Origin of the sequence: Vibrio sp. DW001, assembly GCF_029016285.1 — a bacterium.
GTDB lineage: Bacteria > Pseudomonadota > Gammaproteobacteria > Enterobacterales > Vibrionaceae > Vibrio.
Genome location: NZ_CP091975.1, coordinates 2,358,907 through 2,381,736, shown reverse-complemented (window position 1 = coordinate 2,381,736; position 22,830 = coordinate 2,358,907). Strand labels below are relative to the sequence as shown.

At 43.7% G+C, this 22,830-nt stretch carries 18 protein-coding genes and 1 tRNA gene; 6 read left to right on the top strand and 13 right to left on the bottom strand.

Going from position 1 to position 22,830, the window contains the following annotated elements; all coding sequences use genetic code 11:
* Positions 1-76: 76 nt before the first annotated feature.
* The gene (glpT, locus tag L3V77_RS10740; protein ID WP_275134153.1) at positions 77-1,456 is read right to left on the bottom strand and encodes a glycerol-3-phosphate transporter; all 1,380 of its coding nucleotides are present in this window, start codon (positions 1,454-1,456) and stop codon (positions 77-79) included.
* 315 nt (positions 1,457-1,771) lie between these two features.
* Between glpT and glpA the strand changes: the two genes are divergently transcribed.
* Genes glpA through glpC form a run of 3 tightly spaced genes read left to right on the top strand, consistent with a single transcriptional unit; the run spans position 1,772 to position 5,966 of the window.
* Complete coding sequence (gene glpA / locus L3V77_RS10735) at positions 1,772-3,418, top strand: anaerobic glycerol-3-phosphate dehydrogenase subunit A (RefSeq protein ID WP_275134152.1); 1,647 nt, start codon at positions 1,772-1,774, stop codon at positions 3,416-3,418.
* Positions 3,418-4,746 carry a glycerol-3-phosphate dehydrogenase subunit GlpB gene (gene glpB / locus L3V77_RS10730; RefSeq protein ID WP_275134151.1) on the top strand — a complete coding sequence of 443 codons (1,329 nt, stop codon included), beginning with the start codon at positions 3,418-3,420 and terminating at the stop codon, positions 4,744-4,746. The genes glpA and glpB overlap by 1 nt, the downstream gene beginning before the upstream one ends.
* Complete coding sequence (gene glpC, locus L3V77_RS10725; protein WP_275134150.1) at positions 4,740-5,966, top strand: anaerobic glycerol-3-phosphate dehydrogenase subunit GlpC; 1,227 nt, start codon at positions 4,740-4,742, stop codon at positions 5,964-5,966. The genes glpB and glpC overlap by 7 nt, the downstream gene beginning before the upstream one ends.
* A gap of 90 nt (positions 5,967-6,056) precedes the next feature.
* Here the strand turns inward: glpC and L3V77_RS10720 are convergent, their stop codons facing one another.
* Positions 6,057-6,260 (bottom strand): hypothetical protein, encoded by a 204-nt coding sequence (locus L3V77_RS10720; RefSeq protein WP_275134149.1) that lies wholly within the window; start codon positions 6,258-6,260, stop codon positions 6,057-6,059.
* A 134-nt stretch (positions 6,261-6,394) separates the two neighbouring features.
* On the opposite strand from L3V77_RS10720, the gene L3V77_RS10715 reads away from it, so the two are divergent.
* Positions 6,395-7,453, top strand: coding sequence for a cysteine synthase A (locus L3V77_RS10715; protein ID WP_275134148.1), 1,059 nt, complete (start codon positions 6,395-6,397; stop codon positions 7,451-7,453).
* Positions 7,454-7,459: 6 nt separating this feature from the next.
* Here L3V77_RS10715 and L3V77_RS10710 read toward each other — a convergent pair whose 3' ends face one another.
* The 11 genes from L3V77_RS10710 to L3V77_RS10660 all read right to left on the bottom strand — a co-directional run bounded on the left by L3V77_RS10710 (position 7,460) and on the right by L3V77_RS10660 (position 20,262).
* Positions 7,460-8,251 (bottom strand): slipin family protein, encoded by a 792-nt coding sequence (locus tag L3V77_RS10710; protein WP_275134147.1) that lies wholly within the window; start codon positions 8,249-8,251, stop codon positions 7,460-7,462.
* Positions 8,248-9,606 carry a nodulation protein NfeD gene (locus L3V77_RS10705; protein WP_275134146.1) on the bottom strand — a complete coding sequence of 453 codons (1,359 nt, stop codon included), beginning with the start codon at positions 9,604-9,606 and terminating at the stop codon, positions 8,248-8,250. Before L3V77_RS10705 ends, L3V77_RS10710 begins: the two co-directional genes overlap by 4 nt.
* Positions 9,607-9,698: 92 nt before the next feature.
* Positions 9,699-10,556 (bottom strand): hypothetical protein, encoded by an 858-nt coding sequence (locus L3V77_RS10700; RefSeq protein WP_275134145.1) that lies wholly within the window; start codon positions 10,554-10,556, stop codon positions 9,699-9,701.
* Entirely contained in the window at positions 10,556-11,428 is an 873-nt protein-coding gene (locus L3V77_RS10695) for an ABC transporter ATP-binding protein (RefSeq protein WP_275134144.1), read from the bottom strand. The genes L3V77_RS10700 and L3V77_RS10695 overlap by 1 nt, the downstream gene beginning before the upstream one ends.
* Positions 11,425-11,814, bottom strand: a complete 390-nt coding sequence (locus L3V77_RS10690; protein ID WP_275136750.1) for a GntR family transcriptional regulator — start codon at positions 11,812-11,814, stop codon at positions 11,425-11,427. Before L3V77_RS10690 ends, L3V77_RS10695 begins: the two co-directional genes overlap by 4 nt.
* A 235-nt stretch (positions 11,815-12,049) precedes the next feature.
* Positions 12,050-13,108, bottom strand: a complete 1,059-nt coding sequence (gene fbpC, locus L3V77_RS10685) for a ferric ABC transporter ATP-binding protein (RefSeq protein WP_275134143.1) — start codon at positions 13,106-13,108, stop codon at positions 12,050-12,052.
* Between the two features lie 18 nt (positions 13,109-13,126).
* The gene (locus L3V77_RS10680; protein WP_275134142.1) at positions 13,127-15,226 is read right to left on the bottom strand and encodes an iron ABC transporter permease; all 2,100 of its coding nucleotides are present in this window, start codon (positions 15,224-15,226) and stop codon (positions 13,127-13,129) included.
* A gap of 116 nt (positions 15,227-15,342) precedes the next feature.
* Positions 15,343-16,380, bottom strand: coding sequence for an ABC transporter substrate-binding protein (locus L3V77_RS10675; RefSeq protein WP_275134141.1), 1,038 nt, complete (start codon positions 16,378-16,380; stop codon positions 15,343-15,345).
* 304 nt (positions 16,381-16,684) lie between these two features.
* Positions 16,685-18,016 carry an MFS transporter family glucose-6-phosphate receptor UhpC gene (gene uhpC / locus L3V77_RS10670; protein WP_275134140.1) on the bottom strand — a complete coding sequence of 444 codons (1,332 nt, stop codon included), beginning with the start codon at positions 18,014-18,016 and terminating at the stop codon, positions 16,685-16,687.
* 36 nt (positions 18,017-18,052) lie between these two features.
* Positions 18,053-19,636, bottom strand: a complete 1,584-nt coding sequence (gene uhpB, locus L3V77_RS10665; protein WP_275134139.1) for a signal transduction histidine-protein kinase/phosphatase UhpB — start codon at positions 19,634-19,636, stop codon at positions 18,053-18,055.
* Positions 19,633-20,262, bottom strand: a complete 630-nt coding sequence (locus tag L3V77_RS10660) for a response regulator (RefSeq protein WP_275134138.1) — start codon at positions 20,260-20,262, stop codon at positions 19,633-19,635. Before L3V77_RS10660 ends, uhpB begins: the two co-directional genes overlap by 4 nt.
* A gap of 331 nt (positions 20,263-20,593) precedes the next feature.
* Between L3V77_RS10660 and L3V77_RS10655 the strand changes: the two genes are divergently transcribed.
* Positions 20,594-20,681: transfer RNA gene (locus L3V77_RS10655), tRNA-Ser, on the top strand.
* 514 nt (positions 20,682-21,195) lie between these two features.
* Positions 21,196-22,818 (top strand): ShlB/FhaC/HecB family hemolysin secretion/activation protein, encoded by a 1,623-nt coding sequence (locus L3V77_RS10650; protein WP_275136749.1) that lies wholly within the window; start codon positions 21,196-21,198, stop codon positions 22,816-22,818.
* Positions 22,819-22,830 lie beyond the last annotated feature (12 nt).

Here is a 22,830-nt window from a genome sequence, read left to right as displayed (position 1 = left end):
TTGTGGCCCTTTTTGATCGTAAGTAATGTTTCGTATTGGAACCTAATTACACATCTAAGATTCTATCGGACAAACCTTATGCAGATGCCTCAGCGGCTTCCAATCTTTCTTTTTCATCTTTTTCTTTGTGGAATTTCTTCTCACCAAAGTACGCGTATGCTAAACAAAGGATAGATAAGCCACAAGATACAGTAAGCAAGGTGAAGCCACCGTCCCAACCAAAGTGGTCAACGGTATAACCTAGAACTGCATTTGCCGCGACAGCACCACCAAGGTAACCGAATAGACCGGTGAGACCTGCTGCAGTACCTGCTGCCTTTTTAGGCGCAAGTTCAAGGGCATATAAACCAATCAACATTACCGGGCCATAAATTAGGAAGCCGATAGCAACAAGAGCTGCCATGTCGATGCCTGGGTTACCTGGAGGGTTGAACCAGTAGACAAACACTGCAATGGTCACAAGAAGCATGAATAAGATACCTGCCGGAGCACGACGTCCCTTAAACATTTTGTCCGAAATCCAACCACACAAAAGCGTTCCTGGAATACCAGCCCACTCGTACAAGAAGTACGCCCAAGATGATTTATCGACACTAAATCCTTTTGCTTCTGAAAGATAAGTAGGAGCCCAGTCAAGAACACCATAACGGATCATATAAACAAAGGCGTTCGCGATAGCAATCGACCAAAGAAGCTTGTTGTTCAATACATACTTAAAGAAAATTTCTTTTGCCGTCATTTCTTTTTCGTTTGATTCATCGTAGCTATCTGGATAGTCATCCTTAAACTCTTCAATCGGGGGTAAGCCACAAGACTGAGGAGTATCGCGCATGGTAAACCAGACAAAGACAGCGACAAGAGAAGCGAAGAAGGCCGGAACATAAAAAGCGGTATGCCAATCGTCATTAAATAGCCATAAACCCAGTATGAACAAAGGACCAATTAAACCACCACCGACATTGTGGGCTACATTCCATACAGAGACCAAGCTTCCACGTTCTTTGCGAGACCACCAATGCACCATTGTTCGGCCACAAGCTGGCCAGCCCATACCTTGAAACCAACCGTTCAAGAATAGAAGAACAAACATTGCAGTTACGCTGCTTGTTGCCCATGGCATAAAGCCAAAGCAGAACATAACAGCGGCGGACATGAGCAGGCCGAAACTCAAGAAGTACCTTGGGTTGGATCGGTCTGAAACGCTACCCATGAGAAATTTGGACAACCCGTATGCAATTGAAACAGCAGATAGTGCCACACCCAATTGTCCACGAGTAAACCCTTGTTCGATCAAAAATGGCATTGCAAGGCTAAAGTTTTTTCGTACAAGGTAGTACCCAGCGTAACCAAAGAAGATACCCATAAACAGTTGCCATCTATGTCGGTTATAGCTGGCACCTATCTGGTCGTCAGGTAGACGCTCTATATGTGTTTTAGGTTTAAATACACCAAACATTATTATTTACCTATATTTTGAGTTATTAGATTTAAACGAACGTGAAATGTTCGAACGAGCAAAGTATGAACAAATACAAAATAAAAGATGAGAGGTAGATTCACTTTATTTAATTCGTGGATCAAAATAATTAAACTCTAGATACTGGTTCAATTTTTAGTGTTAACGACTAGTTTGGCTATGATTAAAGTTATTAAAATCGTTACGGAAATATTACAAGGATAATAGTTGCAATGTTCACTCTTCTTTCATTAGAATGTAAACGAAAATATAAATGTTCGTTTTAACTATTGTTAACTTAATTTTGAGCGCGTTATGAATTCATATGTTCGATTTGAAACAGAAGTCGTTATCATCGGCGGAGGAGCAACAGGCACGGGTATCATGCGGGACTGTGCTTTACGCGGAATAAATTGCATATTATTAGAGAAAGACGATATAGCATCCGGTACCACAGGTAGAAACCATGGATTACTTCATTCTGGAGCACGATATGCGGTAACAGACCCTCATTCTGCAAAAGAGTGCATCCAAGAAAATCGAATCCTAAAATCTATCGCCCGACACTGTGTAGAGGATACGAGTGGTCTTTTTATCACTCTCCCAGAAGATGACATTGATTTTCAGCAAACATTCATACGTGCTTGTAGTGAAGCAGGAATAGAAACAGAGCAGTTAACCACCCAAAAAGCGCTTCAGTTGGAACCGCACGCCAACCCTAAAATGCTGGGCGCGGTAAAAGTGCCAGACGGCACACTTGATCCCTTCCGATTATGCGCCTCCAATGTGTTGGATGCTAAAGAGCATGGCGCTCAATTGTTCACCCATACCACGGTGACATCTCTGATTATTAAGGGCGATAGAGTTGTCGGTGTACGCTGCTTTAATTCGCAAAAACATGTTGCGTATGAAGTGTATGCAAACGAAGTTGTCAACGCGGCTGGCATATGGGGGCAGAACATATGTGAATACGCCGATCTTGGGATAAAGATGTTTCCGGCAAAAGGTTCGTTGCTTATCCTAGATTACAGGATTAATAATCTCGTCATTAACCGTTGTCGAAAGCCGTCAGACGCCGATATTTTGGTGCCCGGAGATACCATTTCCTTAATTGGAACAACGTCGGAACGTATTGATTATGACCAAATTGATAACCTTTCGATTAGGCCAGATGAAATAGACAGGCTTTTAGTCGAAGGAACAAAGCTTGCGCCTATCATGCAAAATACCCGTGTCTTAAGAGCTTACGCTGGCGTTCGCCCATTGGTTTCACTAGACGGGGACGAGTCTGGACGGAATATCAGTCGTGGTATCGTGTTATTAGATCACGCGGAAAAAGATGGTTTAAACGGTTTTACTACCATCACTGGTGGTAAATTAATGACCTATCGTTTGATGGCCGAGCAAGTCACCGATGTCGTGGCAAAAAAATTAGGCAATACCAATGCCTGTATTACGGCGAGTCGCCCGTTACCCGGTTCCAATACCGCGCCAAAACCAATCAAACGTAGTGCCAGTATTGCCAAACCAGTTTACGAGTCGGCTGTTTATCGTCATGGTGAAAGAGCTCATGGGTTTTTAAAGCCAGACAGTAAAAGCCAAGCCGTAATTTGTGAATGCGAAATGGTAACCGTTAGTGAAGTGGAATATGCAATTAAACAGCTTGATTGTAAGAATATAGAAGATCTACGCCGTCGCACCCGTTTGGGAATGGGACCGTGTCAGGGGGAGTTATGTACCTACCGAGCGGCCGGATTATTTAATGAGTTTGGCGGTCTTAATGGTGTCGATAGCAGTCAATTATTGGTCGATTTTATGGAAGAGCGCTGGAAAGGAACAAAACCCATATTGTGGGGAGACGCATTGCGAGAAGCCGAATTCAGCTACTGGATCTATGAAGGTTTACTCGGTGCGTCAGAGTTAACCGCTACCCATAACCCAGTTAAATCGGGAGAGTCATAATGAATTATGATGTCATCGTTATTGGTGGAGGAATGGCAGGGTACACCTCGGCTATTCATTGTTTAGAACAAGGGTTGAAAACCGCGCTGGTGAATAACGGCCGAAGTGCATTGCATTTTTCATCTGGTTCGGTGGATTTACTTTCTTCTACGCCATCGGGTATCCCGGTACGTTTCCCTTATCCCGCAATAGCCAGTTTTCCATTAGAATATCCAGAACATCCTTACGCAAAGATAGGACAAGAAAGAGTCTCTGGTGCCGTTGATTGGTTTACCGAAATGATGAACCGTGCAGGCGTATTGCTCAACCAAACAGAAAACAACGAAAATCATCAACGTATTACCACATTGGGAACCTTAAAAAGTACATTCCTTTCTCAGCAATTCGTCGAACAGATTGGTTTTAATCAATCTCAGAATAGCTTCGATCGAATTGTATTGGTGGCGATTGAGTCGTTTCGTGATTTCCAGACTCAGGTTGTTGCCGACAACCTGCTTTCTACCCCAATGTTTAATCGCACGCCTATTGTTCAATTACCAGTAGATGTAACAAACCACCTTAATGGGGCCGGGTCGATAAACAATTATAGGTCGACAGATTTTGCCAAACTGTTTAACAACGAAACATGCTTCAATGATTTCGCTAATCAGATAACGGCAGGCGCAACGGAACGAGATCTCGTTATCCTACCGTCCATATTTGGTGCGTTGCAAGGTGTGGAATTGTTACAGAAATTGAAAGCACGTACGGGTCTTAATTTTCATGAGGTGGCGACGATGCCGCCGTCATTAATGGGTATTCGGCTCGAAGAAACACTGGAAAGACATTTTGTCAAACTAGGTGGCGTGCAATTAAAAGGGGACAGCGTTGTTCGGGGCGAGTTCTCACAATCAGAGCACGGTTTTCAGTTAGAAAAAGTGTGGACAAGAAATCTACGCGATTACGCTCTAACCGCCGATGCATTTGTTTTGGCTAGTGGAAGCTTTTTCAGTAATGGGTTACAGGCTCAGCGAAATCGAATCATTGAACCCGTGTTTGGATTAGAGGTTTGTAACACCGGTCCAAGAGCCGACTGGCACAGCGACGCCTTTTTCTCACCGAGCTCTCATGAATTCATCTCATTTGGTGTAGAAACAAACCGACACTTTCGACCACGAATGACGAACGGTACCGTTGAGAACTTGTATTGTTGTGGCTCAATTTTGGCGCATTACAATCCGATATTAGAGGGGTCTGGCGGTGGGGTGGCGATTGCCACAGCACATGCTGTCTCTAGTCAAATTATCTACAATAATAACCAGGCTAAACTGGAGGAAGCGGTATGTTAGAAGTAGCCAATGACACCAGTTTTGATCAGTGTATTAAATGCACCGTTTGTACGGTTTACTGCCCGGTAGCGAAGGCCAACCCTTTATTTCCAGGTCCCAAGCAAGCCGGGCCCGATGGGGAAAGGTTGCGACTTAAAGATCCTCAATATTTTGATGACGTACTCAAGTATTGTACCAACTGTAAACGTTGCGAAACCGCTTGTCCTTCTAATGTGCGAATAGGCGACATCATTGCCGTTGCCAGAGGGAAGTATGGAAAACTGTCAGCGAGCCCTAAAACAGTCAGAGACTTTGTTTTAAGCCATACCGACCTATTTGGTTCAATAGCCACACCTTTTGCTCCTCTTGTTAACGCCGCAACTAGTATGCCGATCGTTAAAAAAGTGATGCACAAAACGGTTGGCGTACATGACCATAAATCACTTCCTAAATACTCTCATGGCACCTTTCGCCGTTGGTACAAAAAACAGTGTCCTGACCAATCGTCGTTTAAACGTGGTGTCAGCTTTTTTCATGGTTGTTATGTCAACTACAATCACCCACAACTGGGTAAAGATCTGATCACCGTTTTGAATGCGATGGATATCGGACTTCATCTGCTCGACGATGAAAAATGTTGCGGCGTGCCTTTGATTGCCAATGGCTTCCATAAAAAGGCGCAGAAAAATGCCCAATTTAACGTTAAGCAGCTAGAAAACTCGGTTGAAACGTATCAACGAGATATTGTTTCCACCTCATCTACTTGTGCATTTACACTTCAAAATGAGTATCCCCATGTATTGGGTGTAAACAATGAACGAGTCGTAGACCGTATACAGTTTATTACGCGCTATTTATTGAAGGAATTTATGAATGGGAATACCCCAAAAATGAATCCTGTAAATAAGAAGGTGGTTTATCACACTCCGTGTCATCTCGAACGCAGTGGAAATACAATATTCACCATTGAACTGCTTAGGGCAATTCCGGGTTTAGAACTGATCGTCTTGAACAGCGAATGTTGTGGTTCTGCCGGTACCTATGGGTTCAAAGAAGAAAACTACGAGGCATCGATGGAGATAGGCAGCGGGCTGTTTAATCAGATAGCCATTGCGGATGCGGATCTCGCTATCACTGATTGTGAAACCTGCAAATGGCAGATAGAAGAAAATACGGACCTAGAGTGTATTCATCCTGTGTCGTTAATCGCCCAAGCGATAGAAGGTGTGCCCCTATCTTGAACAAGCTACGCTAGACAAATTTGCGTTCTATTGAGATGGTGAGTAAATACCAAGCCTCTGAATCAGTGGCTTGGTATGATACTTATTTTGTTACTCGGTAATTGGGATCAGTCCAGCAGCGAGGCAGTTCCTCACCAGACATAAATACCAAATCAGACTTTTAAAAAGTTCCGGGTCTTGCTCTTCTTGACCCGCTTGATATTGACCGACGACATTTTCGTGAAATAAACTCGTTAGATCTTTTGTTTCGACGATATCTATTAAGTCGCCGCTGACTCTTTCCGTCAAAAACATGTTGATGCCCTCCTTTGAAAGCTATCACCTCTAAGTATATTACTCAAAATGAGAATGTGTTCTATTATTATTTACCTTGACTAAATAAGCCGTAGATCTACGCTTATAACGAGTAAAATGAAAATGGAATCATTATGTCAATTGCCTCTATAGCGAATAGTGTTAGCGAACTGATTGGTAATACTGATCTTATCAGAATTAATAGCCTTTCAGATATATCAGGTTGTGAGATCCTATTAAAATGCGAACAACAGAACCCGGGTGGTTCAATTAAAGACAGAGCCGCACTGCAATTGGTTAAGGATGCGGTTGAATCGGGGAAGTTAAAACCGGGAATGACTATTGTTGAAGGGACGGCGGGCAATACGGGGATTGGTTTAGCACTAGTGGCTAAATCTCTTGGTTACACGATGTTGGTGGTCATGCCAAAAGGACAAGCACAAGAAAAAGAACGGATGATTAAGCTGTATGGTGCCGACCTGTTGCTGGTTGACCCTTGTCCATTTGCGGATCCAAACCATTTTTATCACACAGCAAAGCGAATAGGCGAAAAGCATGAGGACTATTGGTGGGCCGATCAGTTTGAAAACCTAAGCAATTACCGAGCGCACTACCTAAATACAGGGCCTGAGATATGGCATCAAACTGCAGGAAAAATAGATGCGTTAGTGTCTGTGGTTGGAACGGGTGGAACGTTAGCTGGAAATTCCCATTACCTATCTGAACACAATCCAAATTTGAAGACATGGTTAGTTGATCCCGACGGGTCCGGTATCTATTCATTTCTGAAACACGGTCAATATACATCAAAGGGCAGCTCATTCACGGAAGGAATAGGGATCATGAGAATGGTAGAAAACTTTAAACAAGCGAAAATTAACCACGCAATCACCTTGCCCGATCAAGATCTTGTCACCATTTCTCGTTTAGTGAGCCAACATGACGGTATTCTATTAGGCAGTAGCTCCGCACTCAATGTCGCCGGAGCGCTCTACGCGGCCGCTAAAATGGGCACGGGTAAGACAATCGTTACTTTTTGTTGTGATCTTGCCGAACGGTCATATTCAAAGCTATTCAACGAGGATTTCCTAAGTGAGAAGAAAATCGAGTTAAATAACGAGAATTTGCACGAGATATTTGCTCGCTATCGCGAGCACGACCTGAAGCATATCGTCAACGTGACACAACCCTAATGCGTGTTATTTCTTATCTTGATCCGACGAGTTACCTTTTTTAAACAGGCTGTCCATAAGGTCCATTGGCATTGGGAACAATATAGTGGAGTTTTTCTCACTCGCAATCTCGGTTAACGTTTGTAAATAACGTAACAAAATAGCATTGGGCTCGGCGGCGAGCTTCGTTGCTGCTTCAACCAATTTTTCAGACGCTTCCATTTCCCCAGACGCATGAATCACTTTCGCCCGCCGGGTTCTTTCGGCTTCGGCTTGTCTTGCGATGGCTCGTACCATGGTTTCATTTATATCGACATGTTTAATTTCGACATTCGATACTTTTATTCCCCAGCCATCTGTTCTTGCATCAAGTATGGTTTGGATGTCCGTGTTGAGCATCTCTCGATTCGCTAACATTTCATCCAGTTCATGCTGACCTAATACCGATCTCAAGGTGGTTTGAGCGAGTTGAGAGGTCGCTTGCAAGAAATCTTCCACGTTGATAATGGCTTTTTGTGGGTCGACGACACGGAAATAGAGCACGGCGTTGACCCGAACAGACACGTTGTCCCTACTGATGACATCTTGACTAGGGACATCCATCACAACGGTTCTTAGATCAACTCGAACAATTTGCTGAATGATCGGGATAACGATAATCAATCCTGGTCCTTTTACCCTTTCAAATCGACCCAGAAAGAAAATAACGCCTCTCTCGTACTCCCGAAGCACATGAAATAAGTTAAAAGCAATGAATGCAATTAAGACAACAATAATTGCGGGGATTATCAATCCACTATTGAGTAGAGATTCCATCATTTTTTCTCCCTCCTTTGATCTTTTGTTACCAACAAAGTCAGACCTTCTACGGCATTTATCGTGACTGTGTCACCTTTATGTAGCGGGTTATCAGATTGGGCGGCCCATCGCTCGCCTCCGAATTGGACAAAGCCGTTACCATCAAAATTGTCTTCTATCTCCACCTGACTTCCAATCATAGACTCTAGGCCACTGACTACTTTTTTGGTTCTAAGTTTCCACAGCCGTTGCAGCACAAATAAGATAAGAATGGCAGTAGTAAATGCAATGCTGAAGATTAAGTTTAATGAAATTTTAAGGTGCGGAACGTCGCTATCGATAAGGAATATCGAGCCAAGAGTAAAAGCAATAATCCCGCCAAAACCCAACAGACCAAAGCTGGGTATTAACGATTCTGCGATCATCAGAGCGATACCAACCAACATGAGGCCCATACCAACATAGTTAACCGGCAACATCTGAAATGCATACAGCGCTATCAACAATGAGATAGCGCCCGTAATACCCGCAATGCCAAAGCCGGGGCTATAAAACTCAAGTAATATCCCATAGATACCAATGAGCATTAATATATACGCGACATTGGGATTAGTGATAGTGGAAAGAAACTGATTTCGCCAGTCCGGTTTTCTTTCTTCTAAAATCGCGCCGGTCAAGTCCATAGTTTGTTGTTGCTTATTGACTTCTATTGTTCGGCCATCTAACCGTGTGATCAATGACGCTGGGCTATCGGCTATCAGATTTATGACATTAAGTTCAAGCGCCTCTGTCGAGGAAAGCGTGGCGGCTTCTCTGACGGCTTTCTCAGCCCATTCAACGTTTCGGCCTCTTAGCTGCGCTAATGAGCGAATGTAAGCGATTGAATCGTTGAGCACTTTTTTTTCCATCGCCGATGGTTCACTCGGTTTATCATCCGTTTCTTTCTCTCCGGTTGGCACGCCGCCCATCATTACCGGAGTGGCGGCGCCGAGTGTCGTTGCAGAAGACATGGCTGCTATATGGCAGGCATAAAGGATATAGGTTCCTGCACTTGCTGCGCGAGCACCAGACGGATAAACAAGACATAAAACAGGAATGTTAGAGGTAAGGATTTGTTGGTTTATCTCTCTTAAACTCGATACCAGCCCACCGGGGGTATCGATGACAATAATGACGGCAGGAGACTGGGTTTGATGATTGGCGCGATGAATTTCACTTGTGACATATTCGCTTACAGCGGGACCGATAGCTCCACTGATTGTTATTACAGGAATTGTCTTTGCCAACACATCATTTGATTCAACGGTGTCAGCAAAAGACAAGTACGTAAACCCCAAGAAACAACTCAAGGCTACTCTAATCACCCAACGACACATTTGACTTTTCCACAAAGAGAGTCACTAAAAGTGTAGTTCAACTTTGGTCAAGTTGTAAATGTAGTGACACAAATAGGGCGAACTGCTCGCGTTTATCGTTGGGGTAAAAGGCCTCTAAAAGACACTTCATTGGTTTTACTCAAAGACAAACTGGCGGCTAATGCCACTGCGCCAAGTATGTAATAGATAGTGAGATGTACGACGCCAGCATTCAAAAAGCCAGACAAAGGCTCCGGCGTAAATATCATGCCAGGTATCGCTAGAATGGCGTTGAAAAACGAGCTGACACCATAAAAACCGAGAACGTACACAGACAAGAAATTGACCGCGAAACCAGCCAAACCCATCACTAATAACGGTGAACTAACAAGTTGAGATGCCATTAACGCCATTGTGGCGAGTGGCAAGAGTGCCAATGCGACTAATGTCATCCTAGCGAGGAAGCTTAACCAGTTAACCAGTACATTGAAAATGGACTCTTGGCTGACCAATACGGCCAGTTGGTTATCTGTGGCGATATTGAGTAACCACAATAGCAGGTTTGCATTGAGCACTAATACAGAGCAGATAAGCGGGATAACTAACAACCCAAAACCCAGTTTAACGACGTGAGTCATTAGGTGAGAGACAGGCATACTACGCCAAAACATAGCGCTGCCTTCTTGACGTTCTTTTCGCAGAGTTTTTGGTAGGTAAAGCGTTGAAAGAAGAACCGAAATAACCCAAACCGAAGAAGCAATACCTAGGTTCAGGTTAGACGAAAAATCTACCAGCATATTACTGGATTGGCCGCCAAATTGGACCTGATATGAGAGATTGCCTTGTAAATCAGAATTGGTCAGTAGCCCAACAAAAATCAATACAGTGAAAATGAGAATAAATACAGGTACACGAGTCACCAATTTATGCTCAATTAATTCTTTTTCCAGCATATAGATACTTGGATGCATTACGCTGTCTCCCTTTGTAGAGCAATAAAGATGTCGGCGAGGCTCGCACGATGAACGTCACCTAACCCGTTGACTTCCGGTAATCGGTCGCTTTTTAACAACCACTTCACTGACCCTAATCCGATCTGGTTACTTAAAGGATCAAGAGTAGAAATTTTATCGCTATGAATGTTGGCCGCATCAAGAATAAAATAGGCCTCGCTGATGTTTTCCATACTGTCTTGGAGTACGTTTTTACCTTTTTTCAGGATAAGCACATCAGTCAGTAGATGTTCTATTTCTGATACCTCGTGGCTGGCAATAATCAGTGTGCGTTCACCATCGTGAAACCATTCTAAGAGATGACGATAGAAGGTATCTCGGTAGAGAAGGTCCAAGCCCAATGTTGGTTCATCCAAGATAAGGACGCTGGTGTTAGTGGCAATAACCACCGCTAGGTGCAATTGCACCTTCATCCCTTTAGAGAGGCTTTCTATTTTGCTGGATAGCTCAATATTGGTATTTGATAGCGTCAGTTTGGCTTTTTCAATGTCAAAACTTGGGTGCACACCGGATGTGTACTTAAGCAGTTGAGCGACACTCATCCAGCCCGGCAACACATTTACATCAGAGATATAAGACAGGTGTTCCATCAACTTTGCGTGTTGATTGATTGGTTGGCAGTCATTTATGGTGATCTCACCTTTGTAGCGGTGTGCGCCCAACAGGGCATTGATTAGCGTTGATTTTCCTGCGCCATTATGACCAAGCAGACCCAATACTTGCCCCGCGCAAAGCTCGAAACTGATATCGTGCAATGCGTCTTGTTGACCCTCACTTTTTGACTGATGGTAGTTTTTAGAAACGTGTTTAACACTGATTAAAGGTTTCATTGTTCACCTGTTGTATCTTGTTGTAATTTTTGAATACGCTGTAACTGTTGAACAAACTCGTCGAGTGGCATGTCTATCTGCTGTAATGTTTGTGCTATTAGGGGCATTTGACGTGTCATAAAATCGGATTTCTGTTTATTCTGTAGCACCTTTAAAGCGCCTTTTGCTACAAACATACCTTGACCTCGTCTCTTCTCAACTAAGCCGTCATCAACTAAAAGCTGATAGCCTTTCATAACAGTTAAGTGGTTTATCTTTAGCTCTGCAGCGACGGTCCTCACTGACGGAAGCGGTTGCTCCTCTAACCAGACCCCTTGCAAAATCTGCTCGGTAATCTGTTCACTTAACTGACGAAAAATAGGCTGATTATCTTGCCAATCGGTCATCATTACCTCTATGCGTGATTTTGGTTGGTGCTATATATGTGTATAACACTATACTTCCGAAAAATAATTGCAAGTATTTTGAGGTTTTTATTTGTGGATACTTATTGGGATACTGAAAAGAAGGGGTATTGGATGTTGTTTTTTACTCATAATTTGACGTAAAAAACGGCAGTGAGTAAACTGCCGTTTTTTATATTGGATAGGTGAACAGAAGTTAACTTATCTTGATCTCAGGTTACTTTGCGTCAGCAGGTAACAAGAAAATGCCCGTTGGATTTATGGTCAAATAGGCATGATCTGAAATCTCAGGGTCAAATTGCGAGGAGTTTAGTTGCAATAGTAACTCCTGACCATGCCAGTTAACGGCGACTTCGTACATGGACCCCATATAAACGATGCCTTTAACCTGACACTGTTGGCAAACGTCACCTTCTCCAGCCAGTAATATGGCCTCTGGTCTTACGCCGATTTGATAGTCTCCTTCAGGGAACCCATCAATTACGTCTTTGTCTGCACCAATTTCATAGCCATTGATACTAAGAAGCTCGCCGTTATAAGAACCATCAAAGATATTGGCGTCGCCCATAAAGTTCGCCATAAACATAGAGGCTGGTGAGCGATATAGCTGATCCGGTGAACCTTCTTGCATGATTTCACCATCGTTCATGACGATAACGGTGTCGGATACCGCAAATGCTTCCGCCTGATCATGGGTCACATACAAAGACGTAATGTTAAAACGCTGTTGAAGTTCACGAATGGTTTCGCGCATGCTACGACGTAAATTGGCATCTAGGTTACTCAAAGGCTCATCAAAAAGAAGGACCTTTGGTTTTAATACCAAAGCACGAGCTAGAGCAACACGTTGCTGCTGACCACCAGAGATCTGGTCGACAAAGCGGCTTCCCATGTCATCTAGACCAACCAATTTTAAGGCTTCATCAACTCGTTGTTTGATTTCCTTGGCTGGTAACCTAATCATTTTCAATCCATAAGCAACGTTCTCGTGAAGAGACATATGTGGGAATAACGCATAGGATTGAAACACCATACAGATATCACGATGCTGGATAGACGTATTCGTCACGTCCTCACCATCGATAAAGATCTGACCGCTGGTTGGTTTCTCTAAACCAGCAACCAAACGCAATACGGTTGTTTTACCACAGCCAGATGGGCCGAGTAGCGTAACCAGAGTGCCTTTTTCGATTTCTAGATCAAGGTTGCCAATTACCGTATTGTCTCCAAAGCGCTTACATACATTTTTTAGCACTACAAAGCTATTTTCTTTCATTTTTAAATTCTCCAAAACTTATTCTTGGTTCTTGGCTTTTGAACGGGAAATTCGGGCTTCGCCCACGAAATAATCAAAGGTCAGTATGATAGACAACATGACAAAGATAAGCAGCGAACCATAGGCAATCGCGATACCGTATTCACCATCTTCTACACGGTTTAGGATGTAAGATGTCGCAACGCGTGTTTCAGGCGTAACAAGGAAGATGATGGCACTAACGGTTGTCATGGCTCTTACAAAACTGTAAATCAATGATGACAAGATTGCAGGGCGGAGCAATGGAATCAATATATAGATAATCGTTTTGAACGAGTTGGCGCGTAAGCTCAGCGACGCCTCATCCAGCGATTTATCTAACTGACCCAATCCAGCCACACCAGCGCGAATACCGACAGGCACATTTCGCATTACCATGGAGATGACCACAATAGCGGCGGTTCCCGTTAGGTAGATTGGTGCGTCGTTGAACGCGAGGATATAAGAAACACCTGCAACCGTTCCTGGTACCGCGAAACAGAGCATTGTTGCAAACTCAATGACCTTCTTGCCACGGAAATCCTGACGTACAACGATATAAGCGATAAGCAAACCAAAGGTCGCCGTAATCGGTGCTGCAATACCAGCGTATGTCATGGTACTGATTAACGAAGGCCATGCGCCTTCACCAAAGCCCATACCAAATAGATTGATATAGTTGTCTAGCGTTAAGGAGTAATCGATTCCCCAGTTAACGGTAAAGCTACCAAATACGATACTTCCATAAAGCAGTACGTTAAATATCATCCAACCATACAGCGTAACCGAAACAAAGGTACGTAAGCTGTTTGGTAGTGGCTGAACGTCACCGCGATAAGATTTACCCGATATCGTTACGTAAGAACGCTTGCCTATCCACATGTACTGAATAACGAAAATAGCCAGTGAGAAGATAAGCAGGACAGCACCTAAAGTACTAGCCGAGGCATAATCCAACTGAGCGCCCGCAATGTAGAAATAGATCTGCGTCGCGAGTACGTCGAAGCTACCGCCAAGTACAAGCGGGTTACTGAAGTCAGCGAGTGACTGTACAAAGATAATCAAAAATGAGTTGGCTAAAGCTGGCTTAAGCAAAGGTAAAACGATGCCGAAGAATGTCTGATAGCGATTAGCACGAAGTGTGTATGAAGCCTCTTCTAAAGAAGGATGCAGCGATTTCATTGCACCATCTAAAATCATAAAGGACATAGGCGCAAACGCAAGAACCTGAGCCATCCAAATGCCAGTAAAACCATACAACCAATTGGTATTTTGGAAGCCAAACCAATCTACCATCAACTCGGTGACATAGCCTGAGCGACCAAGCATTAAGGTTACCCCTAAGCCGACAACAAATGGTGGTGTAACAATCGGTAGAATAGAAAATATACGGGTAATAAAGGCGGATTTTTCTGCTATACGAGTAGAGTAGATAGCGAAAATCAAACCAAAGAAGGTAGCCGTAATACCAACGGAAGACCCTAAGAATAAAGAGTTAAGAATGATTTGAACGATCTGCTTTTGCGACAGAATTTCAAGAAACTGCCACGCGACAAAGTTGCCCATGTCGTCTTGAAACATCGGCACAAAGATAGCGATACTCGGGAAGAGAATAAACGCAGAGATCAAGCCAATGATGGAGACCAAAGAGCCGATAACAAACGAATCGCCACCCATAAACTCTAAGCGAGCCATGGCGAGTGTCATTACGCTGCCAAGTGCAGCAAAAAGGAAAATGGTGGAGTAACCCAAACCGTGTCCGGTTACCGCTGAAGAAGTGATGATAAATAGGATACAGAATAACGAGTAACCAATATCGAACTTATGGCGGGTTAGGTGGTATTTATTTAAAGCGTGTTTAGGGCGAATTAGAAGCACTAAGGGCAGGCTAAACCAAAGCCATGCAATGTTTCTGCTGCTCCATCCCATCGCTTCAAAAAATTCATCTGAAGTAGAGTCGAGTACCCCATAATCAAGCGAAAATGTAGGTAAAAGCACGAAAGCGGCGACGATAGACAATATCCAATAGAAGATGTAGTCACGGTGCGGCTTCTCTTCAAAGTGATTTTTCAAGTCTGACTCTGCTGCTAATTGAGACATGATATTTCCAACCGAAAATTAGTGAATAAGAGACCTAAGGGCTGACGTTTTCAGCCCTTATAAATAAAATTTTAGAGAATTGAGCAACGCGGATGCGCTGCTCATATTAGGACAGCTTATTCGCCCATTTTAACGACGTTTACCCACTTCTTGATTAGGCGCTTACGTGTATCAGACGCCCCGTAAGTGTTCATGTCGTAGTTGATAAGATCCAGTTTCTTAGGGTCAAGCGCATAAGGAGATTGTTCTGCGTCAACATTCGTTAAGATTTGGAAAGACTTACCTTTCTGCCATGCAAGTTGCTGGCCTTCTTTAGACAGTACCCAGTCGATGAATAATTTGGCGTTCTCTTCGTTACGAGCACCTTTAATCATACTTACACCACCAATTTCATAACCAGTACCCTCACAAGGAGAGATAAGCTCTAAAGGCGCGCCTTGCGATTGCTCTAGAGAGTAATCGTGAAGGAAACCGATACCAATAGCGATTTCGCCACGAGCTGAGTTACGAGAAGGAGTCACACCAGATTTGGTATATTGAGAGATATTTTTGTCTAAGCTTTTGAAGTATTCAAATGCTTTATCTTCACCCCAAAGCTGGATAAAAGTGGCGAGTGCAGTATAAGCAGTACCAGAACTTTGTGGATCAGCAATCTGAATTTCATCTTTGTATTCTGGCTTAGTCAAATCTTCCCAACAGCGTGGAATCTCTAAACCTTTTTCAGCTAAACGCTTGGTGTTTACACCGAAACCTAAAATACCCATATAAACGGCAGAAGAGTAGTTACCTTTGCGTTTTGCAGGGTCTTTAAATTCTGGAATGATGTTCTCAAGTTCAGCGGATTTATACGGAGTAAGTAGATCCATTTCACCTGCTTGAGATTGAGGATCCAACGTACCGCCATACCATACATCTGCTCTTGGGTTTTTACGTTCTGCTTGAATTTTGGCAAGGGTACTACCCGAACCATTTCGAACGAAAGATGTTTTCACATCATATTTCTCAGAGAATGCTTTGGTTTCGGCTTCACACATTGCGTTTGTCGCACTGCAGTAAATAACCAAACGACCTTCAGCCATAACTTGCGGAGCAGCAAGCGCAGTAGAACCTAAGATACAAGCGGCTAAGAGATGGCGTTTAATATTACCTTTCATCTTTGTTTCCTCTTTTATTGTATTCACTCAGCAACGGAAGCGTTTGCTTTGTTAACCGAGCGTCAGTCACTTCTTTGTGACAACTTTTATTATGTAGAGACCCGGAATAATGAATGGGGTTACATATTGTGTAGGTGTACGACTTGTGCCTAGGCGATGAAACGTTGCCATATACACAACTCTTTTTGGGTACACTGCAATACTAAAAAAAGAACAAACAAATAGAGTGAGACAGGTTTTTAGCCAACTAGGAATTTTTCCTAGTTTTAGGCTGCTTATGTGAGTATTGAGACGGGGTTCACAGTTAAACGCTATTGGTTTCAACGGTTCTCTGTTGTGCCCGTAAGAATGGAATCAACAACATACCAACAGCGGCGGCCGCAAATGTGACCACCGTAAAGAATCCTTCCCACTGAAATTGTTCAATAACAATGGAAAGTGGATATCCTGCCAGCGCGGCACCTAGGTAACCGAACAGGCCAACAAAACCCGTTGCTGTCCCGGCTAGGTTTTTGTGAGAGCACTCGGCCGCCGCCATGCCAATCATCATTTGTGGGCCAAAGATAAAGAACCCGATAGAGAACAAGCATCCAGAGAGTACATAGATATTATTGATAGGGGTTAGCCATAACGCGGCAACCGAGATAAAAATGCCTAAGGCGAAAATGAGATTCATCGGCGCACGGTTGCCGTGGAAAAATTTATCGGATCCCCAACCGCCGAGCAATGATCCTAAAAACCCACCCACTTCAAACATGGAAACGGCCGTATTGGCGGTCAGTAAATCAACGTGATGCCGTTCGACCAAATATAAACTGCCCCAGTCATTTACCGCAATTCTGACGATGTAAACCAATAGATAAGAGCTGCACAGCAACCAGATGTACTTATTGCCTAACACGTAGGTTTTAATGATTGTTTTAAACGGTAGGTTTTTCCCTTCCTCTTCCTGCTGCTTTTCTAGCGGGTCATCGCGCCAGTCTCCGACCGTAGGTAAACCAAGCGTGGTGGGTTTGTCTTGCATTCGAAAAGATAGGATTAACCCCACTACAATGGCGATGATTCCGGGCACAATAAACCCATAGCGCCAGCCCCAAGTGATGGCAATGAAACCAATTAAAATAGGCAGCAATGCGCCACTTACGTTGATACAGGTATTCCACAGAGACCACCAGAACCCCCTTTCGGAGCGGGAGTACCATGTGGTAAGCAGTTTAGCGCACGCAGGCCAGCCCCAGCTTTGAAAAAACGCGTTGAGCATCCATAAGATAACCATAACCGTGAGTGATGAACTCAAGCCAAATAAAATATTGATCACACCAGACGCTATCAAACCGAAGCCCATAAAATAACGAGGGTTTGATTGGTCACTGATCATCCCTGACAGAAATTTGGATGTGCCGTAGGTGATGTAATAGACAGTGGCAATCATACCGATATCTGAAGGTTCCCAACCTAGATCAGTGAGCATCACGGGCATGCTGAAATTTAAACTCTTACGCGTGAAATAAAAAACACCGTACCCAACATACATGGACAGCATCAAATGCAATCGCCAATACTTGTAAGTAGAATCGATAGTCTGTTTATCTGTTATCAGCGTTGCGGGTTGTTTTTGAGACAACATGCCAAACATGAAGTGAATCCTTGAATGTTGAAATGGGTGATGAGTTTATGATGCTGGTTCATTCTGTTTCTTTGTGGGCAGATTAACCAATACCCGAGTACCGAGTTCTCCGTCGATAGTTAAGCTTCCGCCAAGCGCAGTGACACGTTCTTGTAGCCCTTTTAAGCCCGTCCCTTTCGTTCGCCAGTTCGCGGGTAAGCCAATGCCGTTATCTCTATATTCCATGCTAAATAGAGAGCCAGGTAAAAAGGTAAGGTTCACTTCTGTCGCTTGAGAGTGCTTGGTTGCGTTGTTGATGAGCTCTTGCACAATGCGATAGATAGTTACGGAGGTGACCTCATCCAGTTGTTCAGTATCAAACCCAATATTTAGTCTGAAATCGACGCTGCGCTCCGAGAACTTCATTTCATTGGCGAGTTGTTGCAGCGCACTTTCTAATCCGAGTTCATCGAGTATGTGTGGTCTCAATTGAGACAGCAAATGACGGGTCGCGCTGTGGACCTTAAAAGCCAGATCGTTGATTGCCGTGGCAATCTGTCTTGTGTTGTCTTCCTTCGCGGTTCTATTTGCAAGGGTGGCTTGTATTTGAATCGCGGTAATGTTCTGGCCTATTTCGTCATGCAACTCACGCGCAACCGACTTGCGAATATCCTCTTCGACATGCACCAATTGGCGAGCGAGCTCTTGTTTTACTGACAATTCATGCGCGAGTTCGTGGATGACCCTTTTGAGCTTCTCGGATAGAAGATATTGGCGGCTAATGGCAATACCCAATCCTAAGCCAACGAGCGCCTGAGTGGTCAAAAAAAGCTGCATCTCTTCGTATGTGGCAAATGAACCCATCACCTTCTTCGCCATGGTGAGCAAGATACTGTTCATCACTGCCGAAAGGACGCCACCTTGCCAACCGTATCGGTAAGCCATAAAAATATTTGGCAGCAGAACAATGATCAAAAGCAGTGACGCCATCTGCTGTTTAAAGCTGAGTTCAGCAATTAGGCCGATGCAGAAAAACAGAGACATCCACAAAAAGGCCGATGGCCTTAATGTGACTTCTTTATGGATAAGAGTAGGGGAGAGCGGAACCCAAACCTTTCGGTTTAAATAGTCATGCAACAGGTAAAAGAATGGTGCAAGGATAATACCCCCAGTCAGGGAAGCAATGGTGGTGCTGTACATGAGATTGAGGGATAGACCCAGAGGTTTGCTCAACAGTAGAATTGCGCAAGCCTGTAAAAATGCATTGATGATGATAACAACCAACAAACCAAGCAGTTGTTGCCAATAGGTTTCTAATCGCTTCCACCAAGCCTGAATAGGGCGTATTAATGCACCACTTATAAAGGGCGCAAGGAGCAATAAAAAGTCGGATTGATTAAGCTCTAATACTTGAACAATTCCAACGGTAATGCATAACTCACTGAATAGGATGACCCACCAATACTTGATAGGCATTATTAATAGTACTGCCAACCTTAAGCCAACGGGCAGAAAAAGCCCCGCAGTGTGAATATCCGTTACCAGATAACCACTAACACTCCACAAGCAGAACCAAGTAACGCTATAGATTACGAAGGTAAATATGCTGGTAAATGTGTGGTTACCAATGTGTTCTATCGAACTCCTCATTCAGGTAAGAGTTTATTTCTAATCGCAAAGCGAATTAGGTCAACGTTATTAGAGAGAGAGAGCTTGCTTAGAATATTCGCACGATGTACATGCACCGTTTTATGGCTTAGGGAAAGATCGAAGGCAACTTCTTTGACATCTCTTCCTTGTATAAGGTGTTCAAAGATCTCTTTTTCTCGCTTGGTCAACTCATTCAGTGCAGAGGATGGAGCTCCAGCGTTGCTTAGGTTGAACAGAGCATCAGCACACAGATAGCGATCGCCATTTGAGACGGTACGAATAGCGGTAACCAGTTCCCCAGGTCCGCAACGCTTAGATAGGTAACCCAATGCACCGGCATCAATTGCTTTGCTCACAAAAGAGGCAGAATCATAGATGCTCAGCACAATCGCCTTTAGCTCAGGGTTAATGTGTTTCAAACGGGCAAGCAGAGACAAGCCACTTTCATCGGGCATAGAGATATCAATTACCGCAACATCTAAATGTGCGATTAAAGGTAGGGCATTAAATGCCTCTTTGGCTGAGCTATATTCGCCAACAACAGTGATGTCCGATTCGACACTCAACAACTGGGTAAAGCCTGATCGCACCATGACATGATCATCAACTAGGGCAACAGATATCATAATTATCATCCTTTTATTATTGCGGATACTCGCAAAAGCAATCAACATGATCAAAATTGATGGCGTGAGGTGTGATGGAGTCGATGATTAATTATAGAACTTGTCGCGATAGGATCATAAATTTCGTCATTGAGGTGTTGGCTTGGAATCATTTAAGTAAATGAATCGGTATCTCTGTTGAATATCCCGTGTTTGGCTTAAATAGGGGGAGGTAAAGGTTGTTTTATAGGCAATTGGCGCGATAGGCGCAGTGTTTAGTGTTTTTCCGCTTGACCAAACCTCTAAGAATCATTAAATTAGCGCCTCGTTGTTAACGCAGCGACACAAATTCGGTGAGTTGTCCGAGTGGCTGAAGGAGCTCGCCTGGAAAGCGTGTATACGGCAACGTATCGAGAGTTCGAATCTCTCACTCACCGCCACATCAAAAACCCTAGCAGAAATGCTGGGGTTTTCTCGTTTTAGGTCAGTAGGTTAAGGTATTAACGGCGATTGATTCACATTGCTGAGCCATGTTGTCGAGCATGGCCTCCTAAAGTTGGACGAACAGCTTAAACAATAATAAAGGCTGTTAACTTATCTTGACCAGTCACTTAGACATCCATTGTGTTCGTAAGGAATTAATATAAAAAAAGTAAAGGAGATTACGTCAATGTTGATGACACAATAATTGATTTTATTCCTCAAGTTTTGTTATTTATATAATTATTAATAATATATTTAAAAGCTCATAAATTAGATCTGAATCTACTTTTCAGTAATGAAGTGGTGAATTAATCATCATTCTATTGTGATGTTGATTCCATAAATATAAGATATCAAAATAACCTGATATCATTTTAATCAACAGATGTGAACAAATTACTGCCTTTTCATATTCAATCCCATAATAAGATACTAATTTTGCCCCATAAGGTTAAGTTATTATTGATAATTGTGTTTATAGCTCAATATTCGACGTGGTGCTTTAGTGCACCATTAGTAAATCAAGATATTGAGCGCGAGCAAGCTGAGCGTCTAGAACAAATTGAACAAAGCAAGAAAGCGCTTGATTCATTGGTCCCTATACAACCTATTCCTGCGCCGCCTATACAAACTTCAGCGCAATGCTTTGATATCGAGCAGGTATCCTTTGTCGGTAACAGCCAAATGGAGACGTCCACACTGCTTGCTATTACGGGCTTCGTTCCGGCTTGTCTAGGCATTAACGAAATCAACGAATATCTGCGGCTCATTACCAATGCCTACGTTGAGGCCGGTTATGTGACCTCTCGAGCCTTTCTCGTCCCTCAAGACCTTTCTTCTGGCGTGCTCACCATTGAGATAATAGAAGGGCGATTAGAAAAGGTGCTCTTTAACGGTGAGCCTAAAGGGTTTTTAAACAATGCCTTTCCTCAGCTCAATCACCCCATACTTAACCTACGAGACATTGAGCAGGGGCTTGACCAAATAAACCGCCTTTCACGTTACAACGCGCAAATAAAATTATTGCCCGGCAGTGTTAAAGGGATGTCGATTGTGGATATTCAAACCGATACCGGTGCATTCGGCTACGTCGGAATAGGGATAAATAACGGCGGCCAAGAATCGACAGGTGAAGAGCAAGCGGGCATCAACGGCGGGATAGAAAACGTCTTTGATGCGTTAGACAAATGGACGGTGTCGTTAAACAAAAGCAGTCAGTTTGTCTCGGACAAAGATTCCGAGAGTGCCTATCTTGCCTTAGATGTTCCTCGCGGTTACTGGAATGTGGGTGTACGGACGTCCTACAGCAATTACTTTACGACGTTTACCAACAACAATTTTAGCTTTAATTCCAGTGGCCGAACCAACAGCTTTGACATCGATGTGAATTGGCTGTTTCATCGAGACAGCGTCAGCAAGTCCTCAACGAAATGGGGGGTGCATCATCGCCGAGAAAAAAACTACATATTGGGTAATCTACTCAGCGCTGGTTCTCGTAATGTCAGTTCAGCGTCGCTATCGCTGAGTCACAGTACAAGGTTAGGCGGTGGTTTTTTTACGGTTTCACCAAGGTTAGTGCTCGGAACCGATTGGTTTGGCGGGGAAGAGGATTCGGGTAAGTCGAGTGCGGCGTCCGAAGCACAGTTTTATAAAGGCACGCTCACGACCAGCTACAGCTACCCCATTGTGCCGGATTTAAATGCCAGCAGTACGCTCTTTGGTCAATGGAGCAATGACACCTTGTACGGAAGTGAACGCCTGAGCATTGGCGGTGAATATTCGGTACGTGGCTTCAAAGGGCGCTCAATTTCGGGTGACGAAGGGTACTACTGGCGTAACGACCTGACCTATCAACTGGGGCAATGGCCAGTGATTGGTAGGGTGAGCAGTCAGTTGGCGCTGGATACTGGCAGCATAAAAAAAGACAAATTGGATGCGTTAGAAAAAGGCGCGCTTATGGGGGCCAGTGTCTCTTTGATGGCCCGCGCTGCCCATTATGCCAGTTCGTTTTCTGTGGGATTCCCCATTCAAAGTCCGAGTCGCTTGCGCGCGGATGACGTCGTTATTTATTACCGCTTAGACCTAAACCTGTAAATGAGGGCAACA